Source organism: Shewanella frigidimarina NCIMB 400, assembly GCF_000014705.1.
GTDB classification, from domain to species: Bacteria; Pseudomonadota; Gammaproteobacteria; order Enterobacterales; family Shewanellaceae; genus Shewanella; species Shewanella frigidimarina.
In genome coordinates this window covers 1,919,858-1,936,539 of sequence record NC_008345.1, presented here as the reverse complement: position 1 = coordinate 1,936,539, position 16,682 = coordinate 1,919,858, and the positions used below count along the sequence as shown (strand labels likewise).

Below are 16,682 nucleotides of genomic sequence, written 5' to 3'. Positions count from 1 at the left end.
CCGCTCCTGTTTAATCATGTGATTCAATCACTAACAATTGGCCTGGTAAGCGTTGTCTTAACCATAAATAGTGCAACAATCCTAAGCCTAATAAACTAAAGCCAATTAATAACCATAATCGACTAGCGGTACCGGTTTGTGGTAATACTTGCGACGATTGAGCTGCATTTAATCCATGGGGCATATGCGGTTGTAACTGCACATCTATTGGATTATCAACCAATGGGTTAACCGGAGTCACATCAACAGCAACTAAACTGGTCTGGCTGGTCACTAAGTGATACAGCAAGCCTAATGCTTCAACTTGCTTATTAACGCGGTCGCGGCTGGCATTGTCTTTATAAAGCTCAAGTGATGTTATTTGCGCATTTGCCCATAATAAATCAATGCCTTTAGCTGCTTGGTTTTCTTCAAAATCAAGTTGTTGCTGCCAATACTGACCATTAATGCTGCCAGACACTATGATAGGCTGTTGTTGGTGTGACGCCGATTTAATGCTTACCCAAAGGGGTTCATTTTGGTATAAATCACTAATGGTGGTCGGCCAATAATCTGGTACGCTGCCATCAAGATAATACAAGCCAATATTGGTCAGCACGGGTTGCTCTATTTTATTAAGTAATTGTTCAATTTTTTGTTGCACTTCAGACTCATTGCCAATATAGGTAAATGTCCCTCGCCCCATTGTTGCTGCTCGGCGCATAAAATCTGAGTTCGGCGCAGAGCCAATACCAACCGTAAATAATCGGCTGTCACCTAACTGATCGTTAATAAGCTGATACAACTCATGTTCATTGCCAACGGCACCGTCGGTCATAAAAATCACTTGGCGTAGCATTTCACTGTGGGCATCGGTTTGATCAGAATCTTGCTGTACGCTGTCCACCAGCGCAGTTTGTAATGCACTGCGCATTTCGGTGCCGCCGTCAGCGTCTAATGACTGGATAAATCGGTTTGCTTTGCCAATATTACGGCTATTAGCAGACAATGGCGTGGCAGATAACATTGTTACGTCACTATTAAATTCAATAATATTAAAGCTGTCGATGTCACGCAGTCCCGCTAGTGCAAACTGTAATGCTTGCTTAGCTTGAGTAATAGACTGGCCAGACATAGAACCAGACGTATCGATAACTAAAATCAGTTCTCTGGCAATAAGGTGTTGCTCGCTTACTTCCACACTCGGCGGCATTAACATCACTAGCGAGTACATATTGTTATCAACCGGATTAGGTTGTCTTTGTGCTGTTTCTGAACGCTCGTCGCTATTGTCTGCTAAATGAGTTTTACCGGTTTGATAAAACGTCGCTGCTTTTGGTACTGCGCCTACATTAGCCTGCCATTGCAATACAAAATCACGGTCGGCAATTTGTTTGCCGGCAAAGTTCACACTGTAATGATTACCTACATTAGATTGCTTAATCGGATGATAGAGACTGTCTAACGAGGTTAGTTCAAAACCAGCATCAATGTTCACCTGCATCTTTACATCTAGTGCAGGCCTGACGTGTTTAGCAGACGTCGCCGTATTAGCGCTCGATGGCATGGCCAATAGCGGCTGCTCGGTAGTGCGATCAGCTTGCGGGTTATAACGCGGTGTTATCGCTAATGGAAAACGTAAACTAAACAGCCCATCACGATACTCAACCTTTTGTTGATAACTAATTTCGACCACGAGTTGTTCGTGTGGCCCTAAATTGGCCACATCTGAGGTAAACAAATTGCGTCGTTGTTGCTGTAACAAACTCGCTTGTTTACCTTGTTTTTTGGCGTTTTCAAAAGTCTGTAATGCTTGTTTTTTAGGTTGAATTTGTCCTGCTATGACTTTGTCGCCAATGCGTAACTGCATGCTATCGACCGCTGCATTTTCAGGTAACGGGAATAAGTATCGCCCATTCACCCATTGATCAGAATCATTGATAAACACTTGCTTAACAGTGACCCGATTGAGTAATCCCGACACATCCATGCTCACTTGTGTATCTAGCGCAAAAGCTTGTATCACTTGATTTTGTTGAAAGTACTCTAATGTGCCTTGAGTGATATCGTCTTCTTGATATCCAGACGGTGATGCAAATGCCGTTGTAATACTGGCATAAATGACAAACAACAAACCAAAACACAGCGATTTACAAACATTTTTAATAGACAAATGTGAGATTAAAAACAACGGGCGCATACTAGCTCCTCACCCATTTAGGCTACAACATCAATGTTTGCGCCTAGATGGGTAATATTCAAAACAAAAAGGAAAATCGACGTGTAAATTTAGTTAGCAGCAAGTTCAGCACCTGGGGCTAATAACTTGAGCGTCACCCGACGATCAAAAAAGTCGTTTTCAAAGTTTTGTTCCTGGTGCATTGGCAACGTTGAACCATAAGCCTGTCCATGCAAACGCTCGCGGGCAATGCCTTGGGTAACTAAGTATTGTGTCACTTCGGCTAAACGCTGTTCAGACAAGGCTTGGTTGAAATCATTATCACCACGGCGGTCGGCATAACCGGTTAAATCAATGGTTAATTCTGGTGACAAGCTCATCATGTAAGCCACATTATCTAATTGTTGTTCAAATAACGGCTCAATATGGCTCAATCCGGTTTTAAACTGCACATTCATCCCAATGGTTAACTCATTAAGTGTTTGTTGTTGATTCACTTTTTGTTCAGCCAAGTTAGACTGTAATTGATAATATTTCTCCGACACTTGCTCCAACGACTGCTGCTTAGTACTCAATGCCATTAATTGCTCGTTAGTTTGCGTTAATTTTTTCTCTTGCTGCACCAATTGTTGTTTCTGGACGCTGAGTTCTGCTTCATCGCCAACCGACTTACCAATAAACGTACCCGTAAATGCACCAATAATGGCACCCACTGGGCCGCCGATAACTGCGCCGAGTAAAATCCCAGAACTCAAACCCACTAACTCTTCTGTGTGTTCGCGCTCTTCGCTCATGCCATGGTCATTGTCATTTGCCCAACTGACGTTTGAAATCATCATGGTAGAAATAATTGTTGCGGCAATAAGTTGCTTTTTCATAAAGAATCCCTTTTGGCGGTTGTTTAAAGTGGTTGTTAAAAAATGATGGTTATCATCAATACATGGGTTAATGCGTTGCTGATTAACTCTATGTCGCTATTAAACACCTCATAGGTGGCTTTATTGGGGAGCAAAAATGGCAATGTGGCGATCAAATGTGGCAACAATATGGCAATTGCCGTCAACGGCTTTTTTGGACCATAAAATCCTGTATAGTCAGCACTGTATCTATTTATCAGCCTATTAATTGAAATCATCCCATGAAACGAATTGCCATTGTTGAAGACGAAGCCGCTATCCGCGAAAATTACAAAGATGTCCTGCAACAGCAAGGTTATAGTGTTCAAGCCTATGCAAATCGCCCCGCAGCCATGCTCGCCTTTAATGCTCGCTTACCAGACCTAGCCATTATTGATATTGGTTTAGAGCATGAAATAGACGGCGGTTTTACCCTATGCCAGGCACTGCGTGCAATGTCGAGCAGCCTACCAATCATCTTTTTAACCGCACGCGACAGTGACTTTGACACCGTGTGTGGTCTGCGTTTAGGGGCCGATGATTATTTAACAAAAGAAGTCAGTTTCCCCCATTTAATGGCCCGTATTGCGGCCCTATTTCGTCGTTCAGAATTAATCGGTTCAAGCCCAATAGAAGACAACTTACTTGAGCGCGGCCACCTCACAATCGATGGCAATCGCATTCAGGTATATTGGAAATCGCAACCCATTGAACTGACCGTGACCGAGTTTTGGATGGTTCATGCCATGGCCAAACATCCAGGACATGTGCGCAGCCGTCAGGATTTAATGCAAGAAGCTAAAATTTACGTCGACGACAGCACAATCACCTCGCACGTTAAGCGCATTAGGAAAAAGTTTATCGTTATCGACGCTGAGTTTGACTGTATCGATACCGTTTATGGCATGGGCTACCGCTGGGACAATATCTAACAGATGAATTTACCGATAGGGCTGCGTGCCAAGGTCGTCATTTTGTCGCTGTTTTTACTCTGCCTACCATGGCTTGGGTATGAATATGTGTGGGAAATGGAAAAGTACCTGCGTTATGGCCAAGAAAAAACCCTTGAAGGTACCACTCAAGCGCTTGCTACGGCGCTACATGAGCGACCAAAATTATTTGACAACCAAGCCAGCTTTTTAAACCAAGTTGAAAAAGGCCGCGACTTATACGCCTACCCGTTAGCTGGGCCCATTCAACTCGACGGTAAACTGAGTGACTGGGACTTATACCAACATCGCACCCTTAGCTATTCAGACAAACATGTTATTTATCAGCGAAGCGAAACTGAGCCAATCGATATTAGCTTTAGCCATATGGTGGGCAAATACGGCGGCTATTTATACGGATTTTTCAACGTCAATGACCCGAACCTGATTTTCCGTAACCGTAAAAGCTTACGCATTGATAGAAACGATCACTTAGTCATGGCGACTCAATCACCAGACGGTCAGTTCAGGCGTTATATTATTGCCAATACCAAAAGTGGTTGGCTTAGTGCGTTTGAATTACCCGCCGACCCCAGCCAATCGATGCCCGTTACCCCCGAGTCACGCATTCAAGGCCAGTGGTTAAAAACAGCCAAAGGATACAATATTGAATTTAGACTGCCACTTGAAATGGTAGGCAGTAAATTAGGTTTTGCGATTCATAATGTAAACGATACAAAAACACGTCAATTAGTGAATGTTATTGGTACCTCAGCCACCGATTCAGTAGCCAGTTTAGGTACGGTATTAGTGCCCTCGCCTGAAATTGAAAATATCATTAAAGGCATGAGCCACAATAGCTCACGTATTTGGGTAGTGGATAATCATGGCCGCGTACTGGCAAAATCTGGTGATATTCGTTCATCGTCCAACACCTGGGCAGATGATATCGAGGTCAATCAACCTGACTCGTTTTGGCTGCATTTTAAGCAGCAATATATTCTGCCGTTGTACTACAAAATATTGACTCGTCCGCCACAAGACTTTATCGATTCACTGCAAGACTCAACTGAACTCACTGGCAGCCATATTGAAAAAGCCTTAAGCGGCAAACAAGGCTCTACATGGCGCTTAACCCCAGACAACAAAGCCGTAGTATTAGCCGCTGCAAGCCCTATATGGATTGACGATAAAGTCATGGGAGTCGTTATTGCAGAAGAAACCACTCACGGCATTCGCAGCCTGCGTAACCGCGCACTGGAAAAACTGTTTAACGTTATTTTGACCATTATGAGCATGGGCACATTAGCCTTGTTTATTTTTGCCTCGAGTATTTCAAGCCGCATCCGCCGTTTACGTGATCAGGCCGAACTCGCTATCGACAGCCAGGGCCGAGTAAGACAGCAAATTGTCGCATCCAAAAACCGAGATGAAATAGGTGACTTGTCACGCAGCTTTTCAAGTATTGTCAGTCGCCTAGGACAATACACTCATTATTTAGAAAACATGTCGTCACGTTTATCGCACGAACTGCGTACCCCTGTTGCCGTGGTGCGCAGCTCACTTGAACACTTAGGCTTGCAACAACTGGACGAGCAATCACAAAAATATGTTAGCCGCGCCCAAGAAGGTGTCAGCCGCTTACACCTTATTTTAAATAACTTAAGCGAAGCAACTCGTCTTGAAGCCAGTTTGACACAAGCTGAAAGCTGTCGTTTTTCATTAAAGAAAGTGATTAGCGGTTGCATGCAAGGCTACCAAATTACTTATCCAGACCAACTGTTTGCTGTTCACATTGAAGACAAAGTTATGTCTTGCGACGGTGTGCCGGAATACATCGCCCAATTAATGGATAAACTGATCAACAATGCCATTGAATTTCATCAGCCCGACAGCGCCATCACCGTCAGCCTGACCCAATATCATAAACAGGCAATATTAAAAGTCAGTAACATCGGTCCCTTACTGCCAAAAGACATGAACAGCCAAATTTTTGAATCTATGGTGTCTATCAGGCCTCAAGGTATTAATGGCAAGCCTCATCTTGGTTTAGGCTTGTATATTGCCCGATTAGTTACCGACTTCCACCATGGCAGCATTAAAGCAACCAACATGATAGAGAACGGCATTGAAGGGGTTGAAATATGCCTGACGTTACCCTTGAGTGATGAAAAATAGTCAACCACAGCATTTAGGCGCTTTTATTTAGGTTTGTTGGTGCTAGGATGATGAATATCAGTAAATCATTCACCGTAGCGCATTTATCCATGTCATTGATATTTTGCTAATAACATTAGCTAAAACATAAACCGTGGACTCTACACATAATGGAAATAAAAATATGAGCAAAGACGATAAACTGGCCACCCAAATTGTTAGCGTTGGCCGCGAAAAAAAGTTCACTAAAGGCATTATTAATCCACCTGTATTTAGAGCATCTACCGTGGTGTTCGACACCATGGATGAGATGCGTTTTGCGATTAAAAACAAAACCAACGGTGAAATGTTTTACGGTCGTCGCGGCACCCCAACCCATTTTTCATTTCAACAAGCCATATGTGAACTTGAAGGTGGTGCTGGCACTGCGTTATACTCTTCTGGTGCGGGCGCGATCAGTAGCGCTTTGTTGTCATTTTTAAAAAGTGGCGACCATTTATTAATGGTCGACACCGCCTATGAACCAACGCGCGATTTATGCAATAAAATGCTGGCAGGTTTTGGTATCGAAACCACCTATTACGACCCAATGATTGGCGCAGGCATTCGTGAGTTAATTCGTCCTAACACCAAGGTATTATTTTTAGAATCACCAGGTTCTATCACCATGGAAGTTCAAGATGTACCAACGCTTAGCCGTATCGCTCACGAACATGATGTCATTGTAATGCTGGATAATACCTGGGCATCACCGATTAATTCTCGTCCATTTGATATGGGGGTCGACATCTCTATTCAAGCCGCCACCAAGTACATTGTCGGCCATTCAGATGTCATGATGGGTACCGCCACTGCCAATGAACAGCATTGGGAACAACTGCGCGAAAACAGTTACTTAATGGGCCAAACTACCTCGCCGGATGACGTCTATTTAGCTGCGAGAGGCTTACGTACCCTAGGGGTACGTATGGCACAACATAATAAAAATGCCTTAAAAGTGGCGAATTGGTTGGTGACTCGTGCAGAAGTGGATCATGTCCGTCATCCAGCATTTGATACTTGCCCAGGTCACGAGTTTTTTAAACGCGATTTTAGCAGCGGTAACGGTTTGTTCTCATTTGTACTTAAGCAAGGCGACTTAGCGTCAGTCACAGCTTTTGTTGAAAACATGGACCATTTTAAAATGGGTTTTTCATGGGGCGGTTTCGAAAGCTTAATCTTAGGGGTATTCGGTATTAACAATATCCGTACTGCTACCCAATGGGACAGCAGTAAACCATTAATACGCTTACACATTGGACTTGAAGATGCCGACGATTTAATTGCCGATCTCGATGCTGCCTTTAGTCGATATAATGCAATATTACAGAAATAGCCATTACTCATTATTGACGGTAAAATCTGTACACTGTTTCTAAAAAAACGTTTATGGAATGTTCAAACGATAAGGAAATAAATGAATATCATCAAATTAGTCATACTCAGCCTGTGCATTAGCATTGGTTATTATGCATTGAGCATCGTGGCAATCGGCCAGTCTGCTGCCGGCAACTTATTGTGGCGATTAAATAGCAGTGAATTTCCATTGCTGTCTCACCTTGCGCAGAACTTTATTGGTATCGGCTTAGCCGCGTTAATTCCTGCATTTCTAGTCAAAAGTTACGAGGCAGCAAGACAATGGATAGCCATCACCATAGTGATTTTAGGTGCCATGTTATTGCACGGCAATATTCATTACATGCCATGGGATCCTATGGGTATTGTGAGGTTTGTAAACAACACCTTGTTTTACGGTGATATCGGTGCAAAAGTGCTGTTTTTCTATATCTTATTGCTCCCTGTATTGTGGTTGTTACTGCTCAAACGTATGGCTCGTATTTAACAAAACCCGAATTTGAGCGCTAAACAAAAACAGATTTAACACACCTTACTAGTTAAGATGACAAACAATCTAAGTCCTGAGCCGTTATCGCCTCAGGGCTTTTTCACTCTCAATAAAAGCTATTGAAATAATCACTAAGCAGTTAGCGAAACCGTTGTTCAAAAAATACTTTTGGTCACTGTGAAAATGATAAAAATCTCAGAGTGCTCATGCGATGATATCGCCTGCCAAATTTAAATTACGCCACAAATGAAATGTTATCTCACTCTTATCGGTCTTATTAAGTACACCACCATTTGCCAACTAGAGTATGACTATGTGTAGCACACCAAAAACCAATCTAGCCGCTGCCACACCCAAAGTTCCTTTTCGGAGCTTTATGGCAAGTATGACATTGGCACAAAGACAACAGTTCGCCGAAGTCGCGAACCGTGCTGATGAACGGCGAAAAATAAGAGAAGATCGACTTAAAGGTCAATCTAATAGCAAAAGTGTAGTAAAGGCATCAAACTCGACTGGAAACCAAAACATGCCATTGATGAAAAAGCTGTTTCAATTTTGTAAGCAACACATTGTGATATAAGCCAATATATCTTTAATGGCTAAACGGCTTATTGCAGATTAGTCTTCTAGTACTGAGATAAAAATTCTGTCAGCATTCCACAGTTCAATTATCTTGCGAGTCTTCTTTGAGTTCCAAAAGCATTTTCCAAACAAAATAATCCCCGCACCTTCTAACTGACGCCCTTCCGATACATTGAAACGTTCTAATATTATCGATTTATATTTAGAGATAGGAATGCCAACATCAGTACAATCAGATGGGTTTAACCAATCAAGCTCTTTATCTAGATGTGAAATAGTACCCCAGTACATTTTAGGCTTTGCTTCTTTGGCATTAGCACTTGGCTCAGCCTCGGCAAAGTTAACAAATAAATTCTTGGCTTTAAATTTATAACCAGTATCAAGCTCAATCAAAGTACTCGATTCAGCTAAGTCGCTGCCGCGCATTAAGCTATTGAGGATTTTCTCTAGCCCTAATACTTTGACCTTAGCTTGTTCATTGCTGCCAGCATGTTTGCGACTGGCATTATCGATTTTTGGGAGGCTGCTTGAGATGAGGCTTGATGTAGCGGTGACAGTTTGCACCTCTGTAACTGACTTTTTGCTGTTTGATAACATGAAATCAATGCTAATAATATCAGCATCAGAAATGACCTTATTCACTTCTACACTATGCCGAGTCTCTCGATCTCGTTGAGTTGAAGGGTGGCCTTCATCGCATCCTGCAACATGATATCGAGAGCCAAAACACGCCGCTTTACCGTCTGAGCTTCTCTTACGATAGTAAGCCTTTCCTTCGCACTCTGGGCATTGTAAAAACTGCCTACTTTTTTCAATTTCAGTTTCAGGTAACGCCTGAAATTTCAAAATTGAAAAAGTGTGTCTTTGCCCACCATAAGTACAAACAGCATCAATCATTTAATACCCACATCATCTATAAAAACGGACCTTTAACATTCGCGATAAAGGAACCTTTAAGCCCAACAGAACAATATCAAGTTATTAATAGGAATACTATTTTACAATAGTCACATTGGCTATTCCATTGGCAGATATTAGAAAATTGAACTTAACAGGCTAGAATCAGTCCATGAATTTAGCTGTTAATTGATTGTGGTTTGATCAGCGCGACTATCCATAATAGACATAATTCATATTGGAGTGAATCCACCAGCGACTGACAATATGATTTGATCACTTTGTATACCATTGGGTTGTAAGGGATTAGAGCCTAAGTCCAAAACTCACCATTGGCGCTATTGTAGTCGTTAAGATAAGTAAGATGCCATAGTCTCTTGTATTTACGGTTTACTCGAATGTTTTGCCGGATCATTGTATTGCCACAAAACGTTAATTATTTTCCACTCATTATTTTCATTTTTATATAGATGCATGTAATCAATCCACTCATCGACGGTTAATTTTACCGATGCAACTCTATTATCAATATCCAAAATATTGATATCAACTTTAGGAGATGACGGGAATTTATTACCCTCTTTGTTATAGTTTTCAGCCACCCACACCATAGTGTCAAAGTCAGTTTCCATTATAATTTCTGAGCCATCTTTAGATTGCCAATAAGTTCTTTTAGCTAACTTTTTATCAACGCCTCTTCTCATCAACTCCGGCTCGACGTTGTGTTGCGATTCTATATAGTCGAGCACCGCTCTTGTTACATTTTGACTATCAACATTTGTATCGGCTGTTACCTTACAAGAAAAAAATACTAATAAGATTAAAACTATCATGCGATTCATTTGACGTCCTTGAGTAAGCGAACAGCGGATTAGTGAGAATGCAGCTAAACGTCCTGAGAAGCCCAGTAACACTCAACATTCAAATTACGATAATTGTTAATAACGTTAGTAACTTATCAGCTTAATTAACTCGAATCAATTAAACTAAAAACACTAGCCATGTTTATGATAATCCAATAATCGTGGCCATATTAATTTCTACGCTTACCCAAGCGGAAATTAAGGTTTGTTGTTATTATCTTCCTTTGTGGCTTCTTTCAACTTCACAACAAAGCCGAAATAAAATGAAACACATACAATTAAAGATTGCCACACAACTGCAAAGTAAAACTTACCTGGATTAGAGCTTGCAGATACATAATACACACTCCCTGTATTTTGGTACTTATATCCGCCTTCTATCAACATGTCGATAACCGTTATGGTAAAGACAACACAAAATAATCGAGCAACAAATCGCATCTTATTATCAATTTTAATAGTCAAATCCTTACTAACACTTACTGACGGTAACGAACAACTAACGCTTATTGAACAGAGAATCCTATAAAGTAAGCCACTTAAGTTATTGATTGCAAGAGACTTATGTTTACTACGCCTTTGGTGTAAATGATAAATTATTAGTGACACTCAAAACAAACCGAGTTTTGCAATATAAAGTGTTAACAAACTACCTGTGAAATTTATTGTACACAATAACAATATATTAAGTTAGGCCACAAAATTTCACAGCCCTACTTTAGACCGACCCGCTGGATTATTTGATTAGCAATAGGCCTAAACTCATTATAACGTTATATAAAACCAGCTTGTTCGATTACACCATTTACACAAAACACAATAGTATTTGTAGTAAAGCGATATCAATTTTCTTTTATAATGAAAAGAAGGAAAGCACGAGATCTAACTCACTTTGGTACAAAACAAGTTAGTGTTCTTTACTTGAAAATGGACAAATTCAACGCTGAACTTAAGGACATCTGACGTGCATTTACGTTGCAAAAAAAACGGAATTGGCGCACTGGAGCCAATCCCGTTTTCAGTTTTTAATGCATAGTGCATAGTGCTTAGTGCCTAGAACTTAGAAATTGTTACTTATTGCTTAGCACTGGCGTTCGTGGAGGGATAACGCGCTTGCTGCCCGTTGCCTCAAATGCACTCGCAAACCGAAGCAAGTCGTTGTCATCATAAGCACGGCCAGCGAAAGTCAAACCAACCGGCATGCCAATGTCGGCCATTACGCCCATTGGCACAGTCACAGTCGGTACACCTAAGTGGCGAATAGCAAGGTTACCGTTGGCAACCCAAACACCATTACTCCACGCAATGTCGGCAGAAGCTGGATTAACCTGTGCATCTGCCGGCCCCACGTCTGCCACCGTTGGGAATAACACTGCATCAAGTTTTAGCTCGTCCATCCAGTCTTCCAGATCCAGTTTGCGAGTCTTCTCTAAGCCGCGCAGACCATCCGGTATACTGTCGATTTGGTTATACGACTTAAGGCCTCTTTTGGCCATGTTGACGTATTCATCCATGCCAGCGGCGAGGTCGCCCTCACGATTGGGCAAGGTGCCAAGATCATGCGGGAAAATCAAATGGCCGTTGACGTCTGCCAGTTTATTCAGTTTAGGATCATTATTAGCACGCAAGAACTCATCTAAAGCCCAGCCTGATAGTGCCCATAGCTCATCATCGAGAAACTCAGGCGTGACGATGCCGCGATTGAACACGGTCGGCGCACCAGGGCGATCACCTTCACAGTTAGAAACCAGCGGAAAATCGACTTCAATGACTTCAGCTCCAGCAGATTCCAGCGCTGAGCGTGCGGCTTCCCATAAGTCGATAACTGACGCACGAGTATTGATGCGCTGACCAGTCGGGCCGCCGATGCCCGGGTTTTCGCTGGTGCCAGCCAATTCATCTTTATTAATGTACATGCGCGGTACGCCAAAACGCTTGCCTTTAAGCGTGTCGGCTTGAGCAGTAAGATCCAGATAAGATGTTGGACGCACAGTTGATGCTTTTGGGATTTCAACCCAAGGTTGTAGACGCCATAAATCACCACGAGTAATAGGGTCGTCTGCCACGATAACGTCAAGTACTTCGAGCATATCGGCCATCGTACGAGTGTAAGGCACCACAACATCCATAGTCGGTGTCAACGGCCAGTTACCACGCACAGAAATCACCCCACGTGACGGAGTATAAGCACACAGGCCGTTGTTCGATGCTGGCCCACGACCGCTCGACCATGTTTCTTCGGCTAGGCCGAAAGCAGAATAGCTTGCCGCCGTACCTGTACCCGCGCCATTGGAAGAACCAGAGGCAAAGGGAGCGGTAAGATAATTAGCATTATATGGGCTTTCGGCACGGCCATAGTGACCGCGCTGCATACCACCATTAGCCATAGGCGGCATGTTGGTTTTGCCCAAGCAAATAGCCCCCGCTTCGCGCAGACGTTCAACGGCAAATGCGTCGTATTGAGCAATTAAGTCCTTAAACGCTGGACTACCAGAAGCCGCAGTGAGCCCTTTAACTAAGTAGCTATCCTTCGTAGTGTAAGGAATACCATCGAGTGGACTCAGTCTTTCACCACGAGCTCGGCGAGCATCAGAAGCCTCAGCTTCTTTGATGGCATCGGGGTTGTGAACCACCAGTGCATTCAGCTTAGTCTGCGTCGCGGGGCCGTCATAAACCTCAACCCGAGCTAAATAAGACTTCACTAACTCAACCGCTGTGGTGCGACCGGATTCAAGGGCTGCACGCAGCTCGGCAATAGAAACCTCAGTGACTTCGAACATGTTACGACCTCTTCTTAAAAGCCAAAAGTGTTGAAAAAACAGTGATATAAATGATCATTGTGTTCTCCTTCGCGGTTACTTATTTTCCAGAAGGGATCTGTTGAGTAATACAATGGATATTACCACCACCTAATAAAATCTCACGGGCTGGCACACCGACAATCTCATACTCTGGGAATATTTCCTGCAATTTTTGAGCTGCTATATCGTCGGTTACTGGATCGAGTAACGGGAAAACAATACGATTATTGGTAATTAAAAAGTTCGCATAAGAACCCGCTAAACGCTCACCCGCCGTACGTGGAACACCAGTTCCTTCTGCTACACCTTGCGCTTCTTCTTCTGTGCAATACAAAGGACCAGGCTGTGGTATTAGATGAACTGTTAACTTACGCCCTTGGGCATCAACAGTATTTTGCAAAATATCCAAAGCGGCTTTTGAACGAGGATATTGCGGATCGCTTTGATCATCAGTCCAGTGTAAAACCACTTCGCCTGGACGAGCAAAACAGCATAGATTATCAATGTGTCCGTCAGTCTCGTCCATGTACACGCCGTCTGGCAACCAGATAAACTGCTTAACATTTAAATATTCAGCCAGTAATGCTTCTATCTGTTCACGAGTCAAATCGGGGTTGCGGTTGCTGTTAAGTAAACATTCAGCCGTGGTCATGCAAGTGCCTTCACCGTCGACATGAATAGAACCACCTTCAAGAATAAGCGGAGCCTGATAACGATCAAAACCATGCTGAGTTAGCATCTTTTGCGCTACTAGCTCGTCCTTATCCCATGGTGAATACAAACCACCGTTATCGCCGCCCCAGGCATTAAAGCCCCAGTCAACACCACGGCATTCGCCCTTGGCATTGACAACTACTGTAGGTCCGGTATCGCGAGCCCAGCAATCGTTGCTATCTATTTCGACCAAAGTAACGTGAGCAGGCATAACCGTCTTGGCTTGTGCCAAAAATGCCTTAGGCACACCCATATAAACAGGGGTAACCGCACCAATTGCATCGGCCACTTTAGCAAATGTCGCCTGAGCATAAGCCCCTGCAGAGCGCCAGTTATCAGGACGATATGGCCAAATCATCCACACAGCCTGCTGCTGCGCCCATTCGGCTGGCATGCTAAAACCATCTTGGGATGGTTTAGTCGTTAACTGCGTGGCATCCACATTCATGTTTGTCATGAGTTTTGTCTCCGGTAATGCTGAAAAACTATAAGGGAGTGCGCCCTAACATAGGACGACAGAATAAAAATACACCTAACATTAATCAAATGAATAAATCGAATTTCCACATTCATCATGCGGACAGTTAGGCCGAAATTGCCACGTCTACACTAGTTGAGTTTTAGTTTCGATGAAATATCACTGTATATCATATCATTTAAGACAGCTTGCGCTAAAGAATTGTATGTAGTGAATAAATGAGTTAATCCCCGAACCCACTTATAGACATAAATACATTAACGTTAATGCCTATTTTCCAAATAAAAATATGGCTACGGAAGTGTTTAATACCCGTAAAGTGATTTAAATCAATAGAGAGATTAGTTGCTTCACTAACTCTTCCGTAGGGTTTTATTGGCTTCATTAACCCTCATTTCACTTTTATTCTTTCCACTAAAAAGTCTACTGCCGCTTTTACTTTTGGGACTAAGTAGCGCTGTTTTTGATACAACAAATAAACCGCCATATCAGAATGTTGAGTTATCGCTAACTCATGTTCAAACTTAAGCTCTACCAATTTACCAGACTCTAGATAAGACGCTAACGCCCAACGAGTTGACATTAAAATGCCCTCTCCGTTACAAGCTTTTTTTGCCAGCCAAGGGCCGTTATTTGAAATAGCTACCGCCGGTCCAGAGACATCATGCCATTGGCCGTTCATATTACATAACCAAGGAGTTGGCCCTGTTGGTGCTTTAAAATACAGGCCATTATGTTGCGTTAATTCCATCGCATTATTTGGTATACCGTGTTTTTCTATGTAACTTGGTGACGCCACAGGAATGAAACCATTGTCCATCAGTCTTATTGCTAACACGCGTTCATTGGGCGCATAACCACCGCGAATAGCAATATCAACATCGTCACGTCCAAGTGTTGATAACTCGTCGCTAAAACTGACATCTAAAACAATTTGAGGGTATAACGTGCTGAATTCATCTAACAACGGCAGTAATATCTTGTCACCAAACCCTACCATCGAACTGATCCGCAAACGTCCCATTGGCGTTGTTTGGTAACTACGAACTGTTTCATGGCTTTGCGCTAGCTGATTCAATATTTGTTGGACATCGTTGTAATAAATCTGCCCCACTTCGGTTAGTTTAACAATTCGGGTCGAACGCTTTAATAACGTCGCTCCCAAACTCTTCTCTAAATCAGCAACGCGTCTCGACAAAGATGATGGCGGCACATTAAACGCACTCGCCGCTTTGGTAAAACTGCCTGTTTCGACCACTTTACTGAAATACCGCATGGCACGTAGTTGATCCAACTCACTTCTCCCTTAAATGAACAGTTAATATTCTGGTCTTATTCTTGTTTTATTCTGGTCTTATTGTTGTCTTTAAAGCAATAGTGATTAACATTTTTCCTTATATATAACCAAATCAAAACCAGTAATAATGGCGTTAACTTAAGCATTGCAACCTTGATCCTGTTGCAATGTGTTAAATACAAGGACCTTAATTGTATTTTTCGGCAATTAACAACAACCTTCACGCTAATGATGGACTACTGACTTATGATGACTTTGCACGGTTTTGCCGCGAGCAACTATTACAACCTAGTGAAACATGTACTGCTATATAAACAACTGCCATTTACAGAAAACCTTATTTACGGTGGTAGTGAAAAGCTATTGGCAATCAGCCCCGCTGGCAAAGTACCTGTAATCACAACGCAAGAAGGTCTTTACCTGTCAGAGTCGAGTGTCATCTGTGACTTTATCGAAGAAACCTCCCCTGCCATTCCGCTATATCCTGACAATGCAGGAGAACGTGCTGTTGTACGTCAAATAATGAAAATGGCAGAGTTGTATTTTGAACTGCCTAGCAGACGACTCATACCTTATGTGTTTTCAGGCACTGAAATACCAGAGTCGGTTAAAACTGAAGTCCGCCAGGTATTAACCCGTGGCGTTACAGCCTTAAATCGCTTGTGCCAGTTTTCACCTTGGATTGCCGGTGAAAAATTCACCATGGCTGACATCTACGTTTATTACGTCAACACCATTGTTAGTGCGTTTGGCTCGAGCCAGCTTAACTGGGATGTACTGGCAGACATACCAGGCATGAAACAGTGGAACGATGCCATGAGCCAAACGGTTATTGCCCAACAGGTGGAATCCGATCGCCTAGCAAACATGCCCGAATTTATGCAAAAAGTGAAAGCTCAAATCCAAGCGGCGAACGCTGGATAACACTTATCTATACGAAATGATATTAGCGATAAAAGCATCTAATACTGATGTCTGATTTGAATTACGAACAGAAATAGCCAATACCATAAAGTGATTGGCTC

Annotated in this window: 12 protein-coding genes; 5 read left to right on the top strand and 7 right to left on the bottom strand. The window is 42.7% G+C overall.

The genetic code is table 11. From position 1 onward, the window contains the following. Positions 1-10: 10 nt before the first annotated feature. A complete protein-coding gene (locus tag SFRI_RS08380; protein ID WP_011637092.1) occupies positions 11-2,179 on the bottom strand; it encodes a marine proteobacterial sortase target protein in 2,169 nt (722 codons plus the stop codon). Between the two features lie 89 nt (positions 2,180-2,268). Continuing rightward, the gene (gene pdsO / locus SFRI_RS08375; protein ID WP_011637091.1) at positions 2,269-3,036 is read right to left on the bottom strand and encodes a sortase-associated OmpA-like protein PdsO; all 768 of its coding nucleotides are present in this window, start codon (positions 3,034-3,036) and stop codon (positions 2,269-2,271) included. 260 nt (positions 3,037-3,296) lie between these two features. On the opposite strand from pdsO, the gene pdsR reads away from it, so the two are divergent. The 4 genes from pdsR to SFRI_RS08350 all read left to right on the top strand — a co-directional run bounded on the left by pdsR (position 3,297) and on the right by SFRI_RS08350 (position 8,022). Further along, positions 3,297-3,986: a proteobacterial dedicated sortase system response regulator gene (gene pdsR, locus SFRI_RS08365; RefSeq protein ID WP_011637090.1), complete on the top strand. Its 690-nt coding sequence runs from the start codon at positions 3,297-3,299 to the stop codon at positions 3,984-3,986. Between the two features lie 3 nt (positions 3,987-3,989). Then, positions 3,990-6,161, top strand: a complete 2,172-nt coding sequence (gene pdsS, locus SFRI_RS08360) for a proteobacterial dedicated sortase system histidine kinase (protein WP_011637089.1) — start codon at positions 3,990-3,992, stop codon at positions 6,159-6,161. A 163-nt stretch (positions 6,162-6,324) separates the two neighbouring features. Continuing rightward, on the top strand, positions 6,325-7,515 hold the full coding sequence (locus SFRI_RS08355) for a cystathionine beta-lyase (RefSeq protein WP_011637088.1): 1,191 nt from the start codon (positions 6,325-6,327) through the stop codon (positions 7,513-7,515). Positions 7,516-7,596: 81 nt separating this feature from the next. Next, a complete protein-coding gene (locus tag SFRI_RS08350) occupies positions 7,597-8,022 on the top strand; it encodes a hypothetical protein (RefSeq protein ID WP_011637087.1) in 426 nt (141 codons plus the stop codon). A 621-nt stretch (positions 8,023-8,643) separates the two neighbouring features. Here the strand turns inward: SFRI_RS08350 and SFRI_RS08340 are convergent. The 5 genes from SFRI_RS08340 to SFRI_RS08315 form a co-directional block, all read right to left on the bottom strand. Beyond that, positions 8,644-9,504 carry a hypothetical protein gene (locus SFRI_RS08340; protein ID WP_011637085.1) on the bottom strand — a complete coding sequence of 287 codons (861 nt, stop codon included), beginning with the start codon at positions 9,502-9,504 and terminating at the stop codon, positions 8,644-8,646. A gap of 383 nt (positions 9,505-9,887) precedes the next feature. Then, the gene (locus SFRI_RS08335; RefSeq protein ID WP_011637084.1) at positions 9,888-10,346 is read right to left on the bottom strand and encodes a nuclear transport factor 2 family protein; all 459 of its coding nucleotides are present in this window, start codon (positions 10,344-10,346) and stop codon (positions 9,888-9,890) included. Between the two features lie 1,091 nt (positions 10,347-11,437). Then, positions 11,438-13,147: an amidase gene (locus tag SFRI_RS08325; RefSeq protein ID WP_011637083.1), complete on the bottom strand. Its 1,710-nt coding sequence runs from the start codon at positions 13,145-13,147 to the stop codon at positions 11,438-11,440. A gap of 79 nt (positions 13,148-13,226) precedes the next feature. Further along, positions 13,227-14,339, bottom strand: a complete 1,113-nt coding sequence (gene aguA, locus SFRI_RS08320) for an agmatine deiminase (RefSeq protein WP_011637082.1) — start codon at positions 14,337-14,339, stop codon at positions 13,227-13,229. Between the two features lie 412 nt (positions 14,340-14,751). Further along, positions 14,752-15,654, bottom strand: a complete 903-nt coding sequence (locus SFRI_RS08315) for a LysR family transcriptional regulator (RefSeq protein WP_041412885.1) — start codon at positions 15,652-15,654, stop codon at positions 14,752-14,754. A 249-nt stretch (positions 15,655-15,903) separates the two neighbouring features. Between SFRI_RS08315 and SFRI_RS08310 the strand changes: the two genes are divergently transcribed. Further along, the gene (locus tag SFRI_RS08310) at positions 15,904-16,581 is read left to right on the top strand and encodes a glutathione S-transferase family protein (RefSeq protein ID WP_011637080.1); all 678 of its coding nucleotides are present in this window, start codon (positions 15,904-15,906) and stop codon (positions 16,579-16,581) included. Positions 16,582-16,682: the final 101 nt, after the last annotated feature.

What these genes read in the sequence shown, in the direction of transcription:
- SFRI_RS08340 (WP_011637085.1), bottom strand. Translation starts at nt 9,504, where the DNA reads ATGATTGATGCTGTTTGTACTTATGGTGGGCAAAGACACACTTTTTCA.
- pdsS (WP_011637089.1), top strand. Translation starts at nt 3,990, where the DNA reads ATGAATTTACCGATAGGGCTGCGTGCCAAGGTCGTCATTTTGTCGCTG.
- pdsO (WP_011637091.1), bottom strand. Translation starts at nt 3,036, where the DNA reads ATGAAAAAGCAACTTATTGCCGCAACAATTATTTCTACCATGATGATT.
- pdsR (WP_011637090.1), top strand. Translation starts at nt 3,297, where the DNA reads ATGAAACGAATTGCCATTGTTGAAGACGAAGCCGCTATCCGCGAAAAT.
- SFRI_RS08380 (WP_011637092.1), bottom strand. Translation starts at nt 2,179, where the DNA reads ATGCGCCCGTTGTTTTTAATCTCACATTTGTCTATTAAAAATGTTTGT.
- SFRI_RS08350 (WP_011637087.1), top strand. Translation starts at nt 7,597, where the DNA reads ATGAATATCATCAAATTAGTCATACTCAGCCTGTGCATTAGCATTGGT.
- aguA (WP_011637082.1), bottom strand. Translation starts at nt 14,339, where the DNA reads ATGACAAACATGAATGTGGATGCCACGCAGTTAACGACTAAACCATCC.
- SFRI_RS08325 (WP_011637083.1), bottom strand. Translation starts at nt 13,147, where the DNA reads ATGTTCGAAGTCACTGAGGTTTCTATTGCCGAGCTGCGTGCAGCCCTT.
- SFRI_RS08355 (WP_011637088.1), top strand. Translation starts at nt 6,325, where the DNA reads ATGAGCAAAGACGATAAACTGGCCACCCAAATTGTTAGCGTTGGCCGC.
- SFRI_RS08335 (WP_011637084.1), bottom strand. Translation starts at nt 10,346, where the DNA reads ATGAATCGCATGATAGTTTTAATCTTATTAGTATTTTTTTCTTGTAAG.
- SFRI_RS08310 (WP_011637080.1), top strand. Translation starts at nt 15,904, where the DNA reads ATGATGACTTTGCACGGTTTTGCCGCGAGCAACTATTACAACCTAGTG.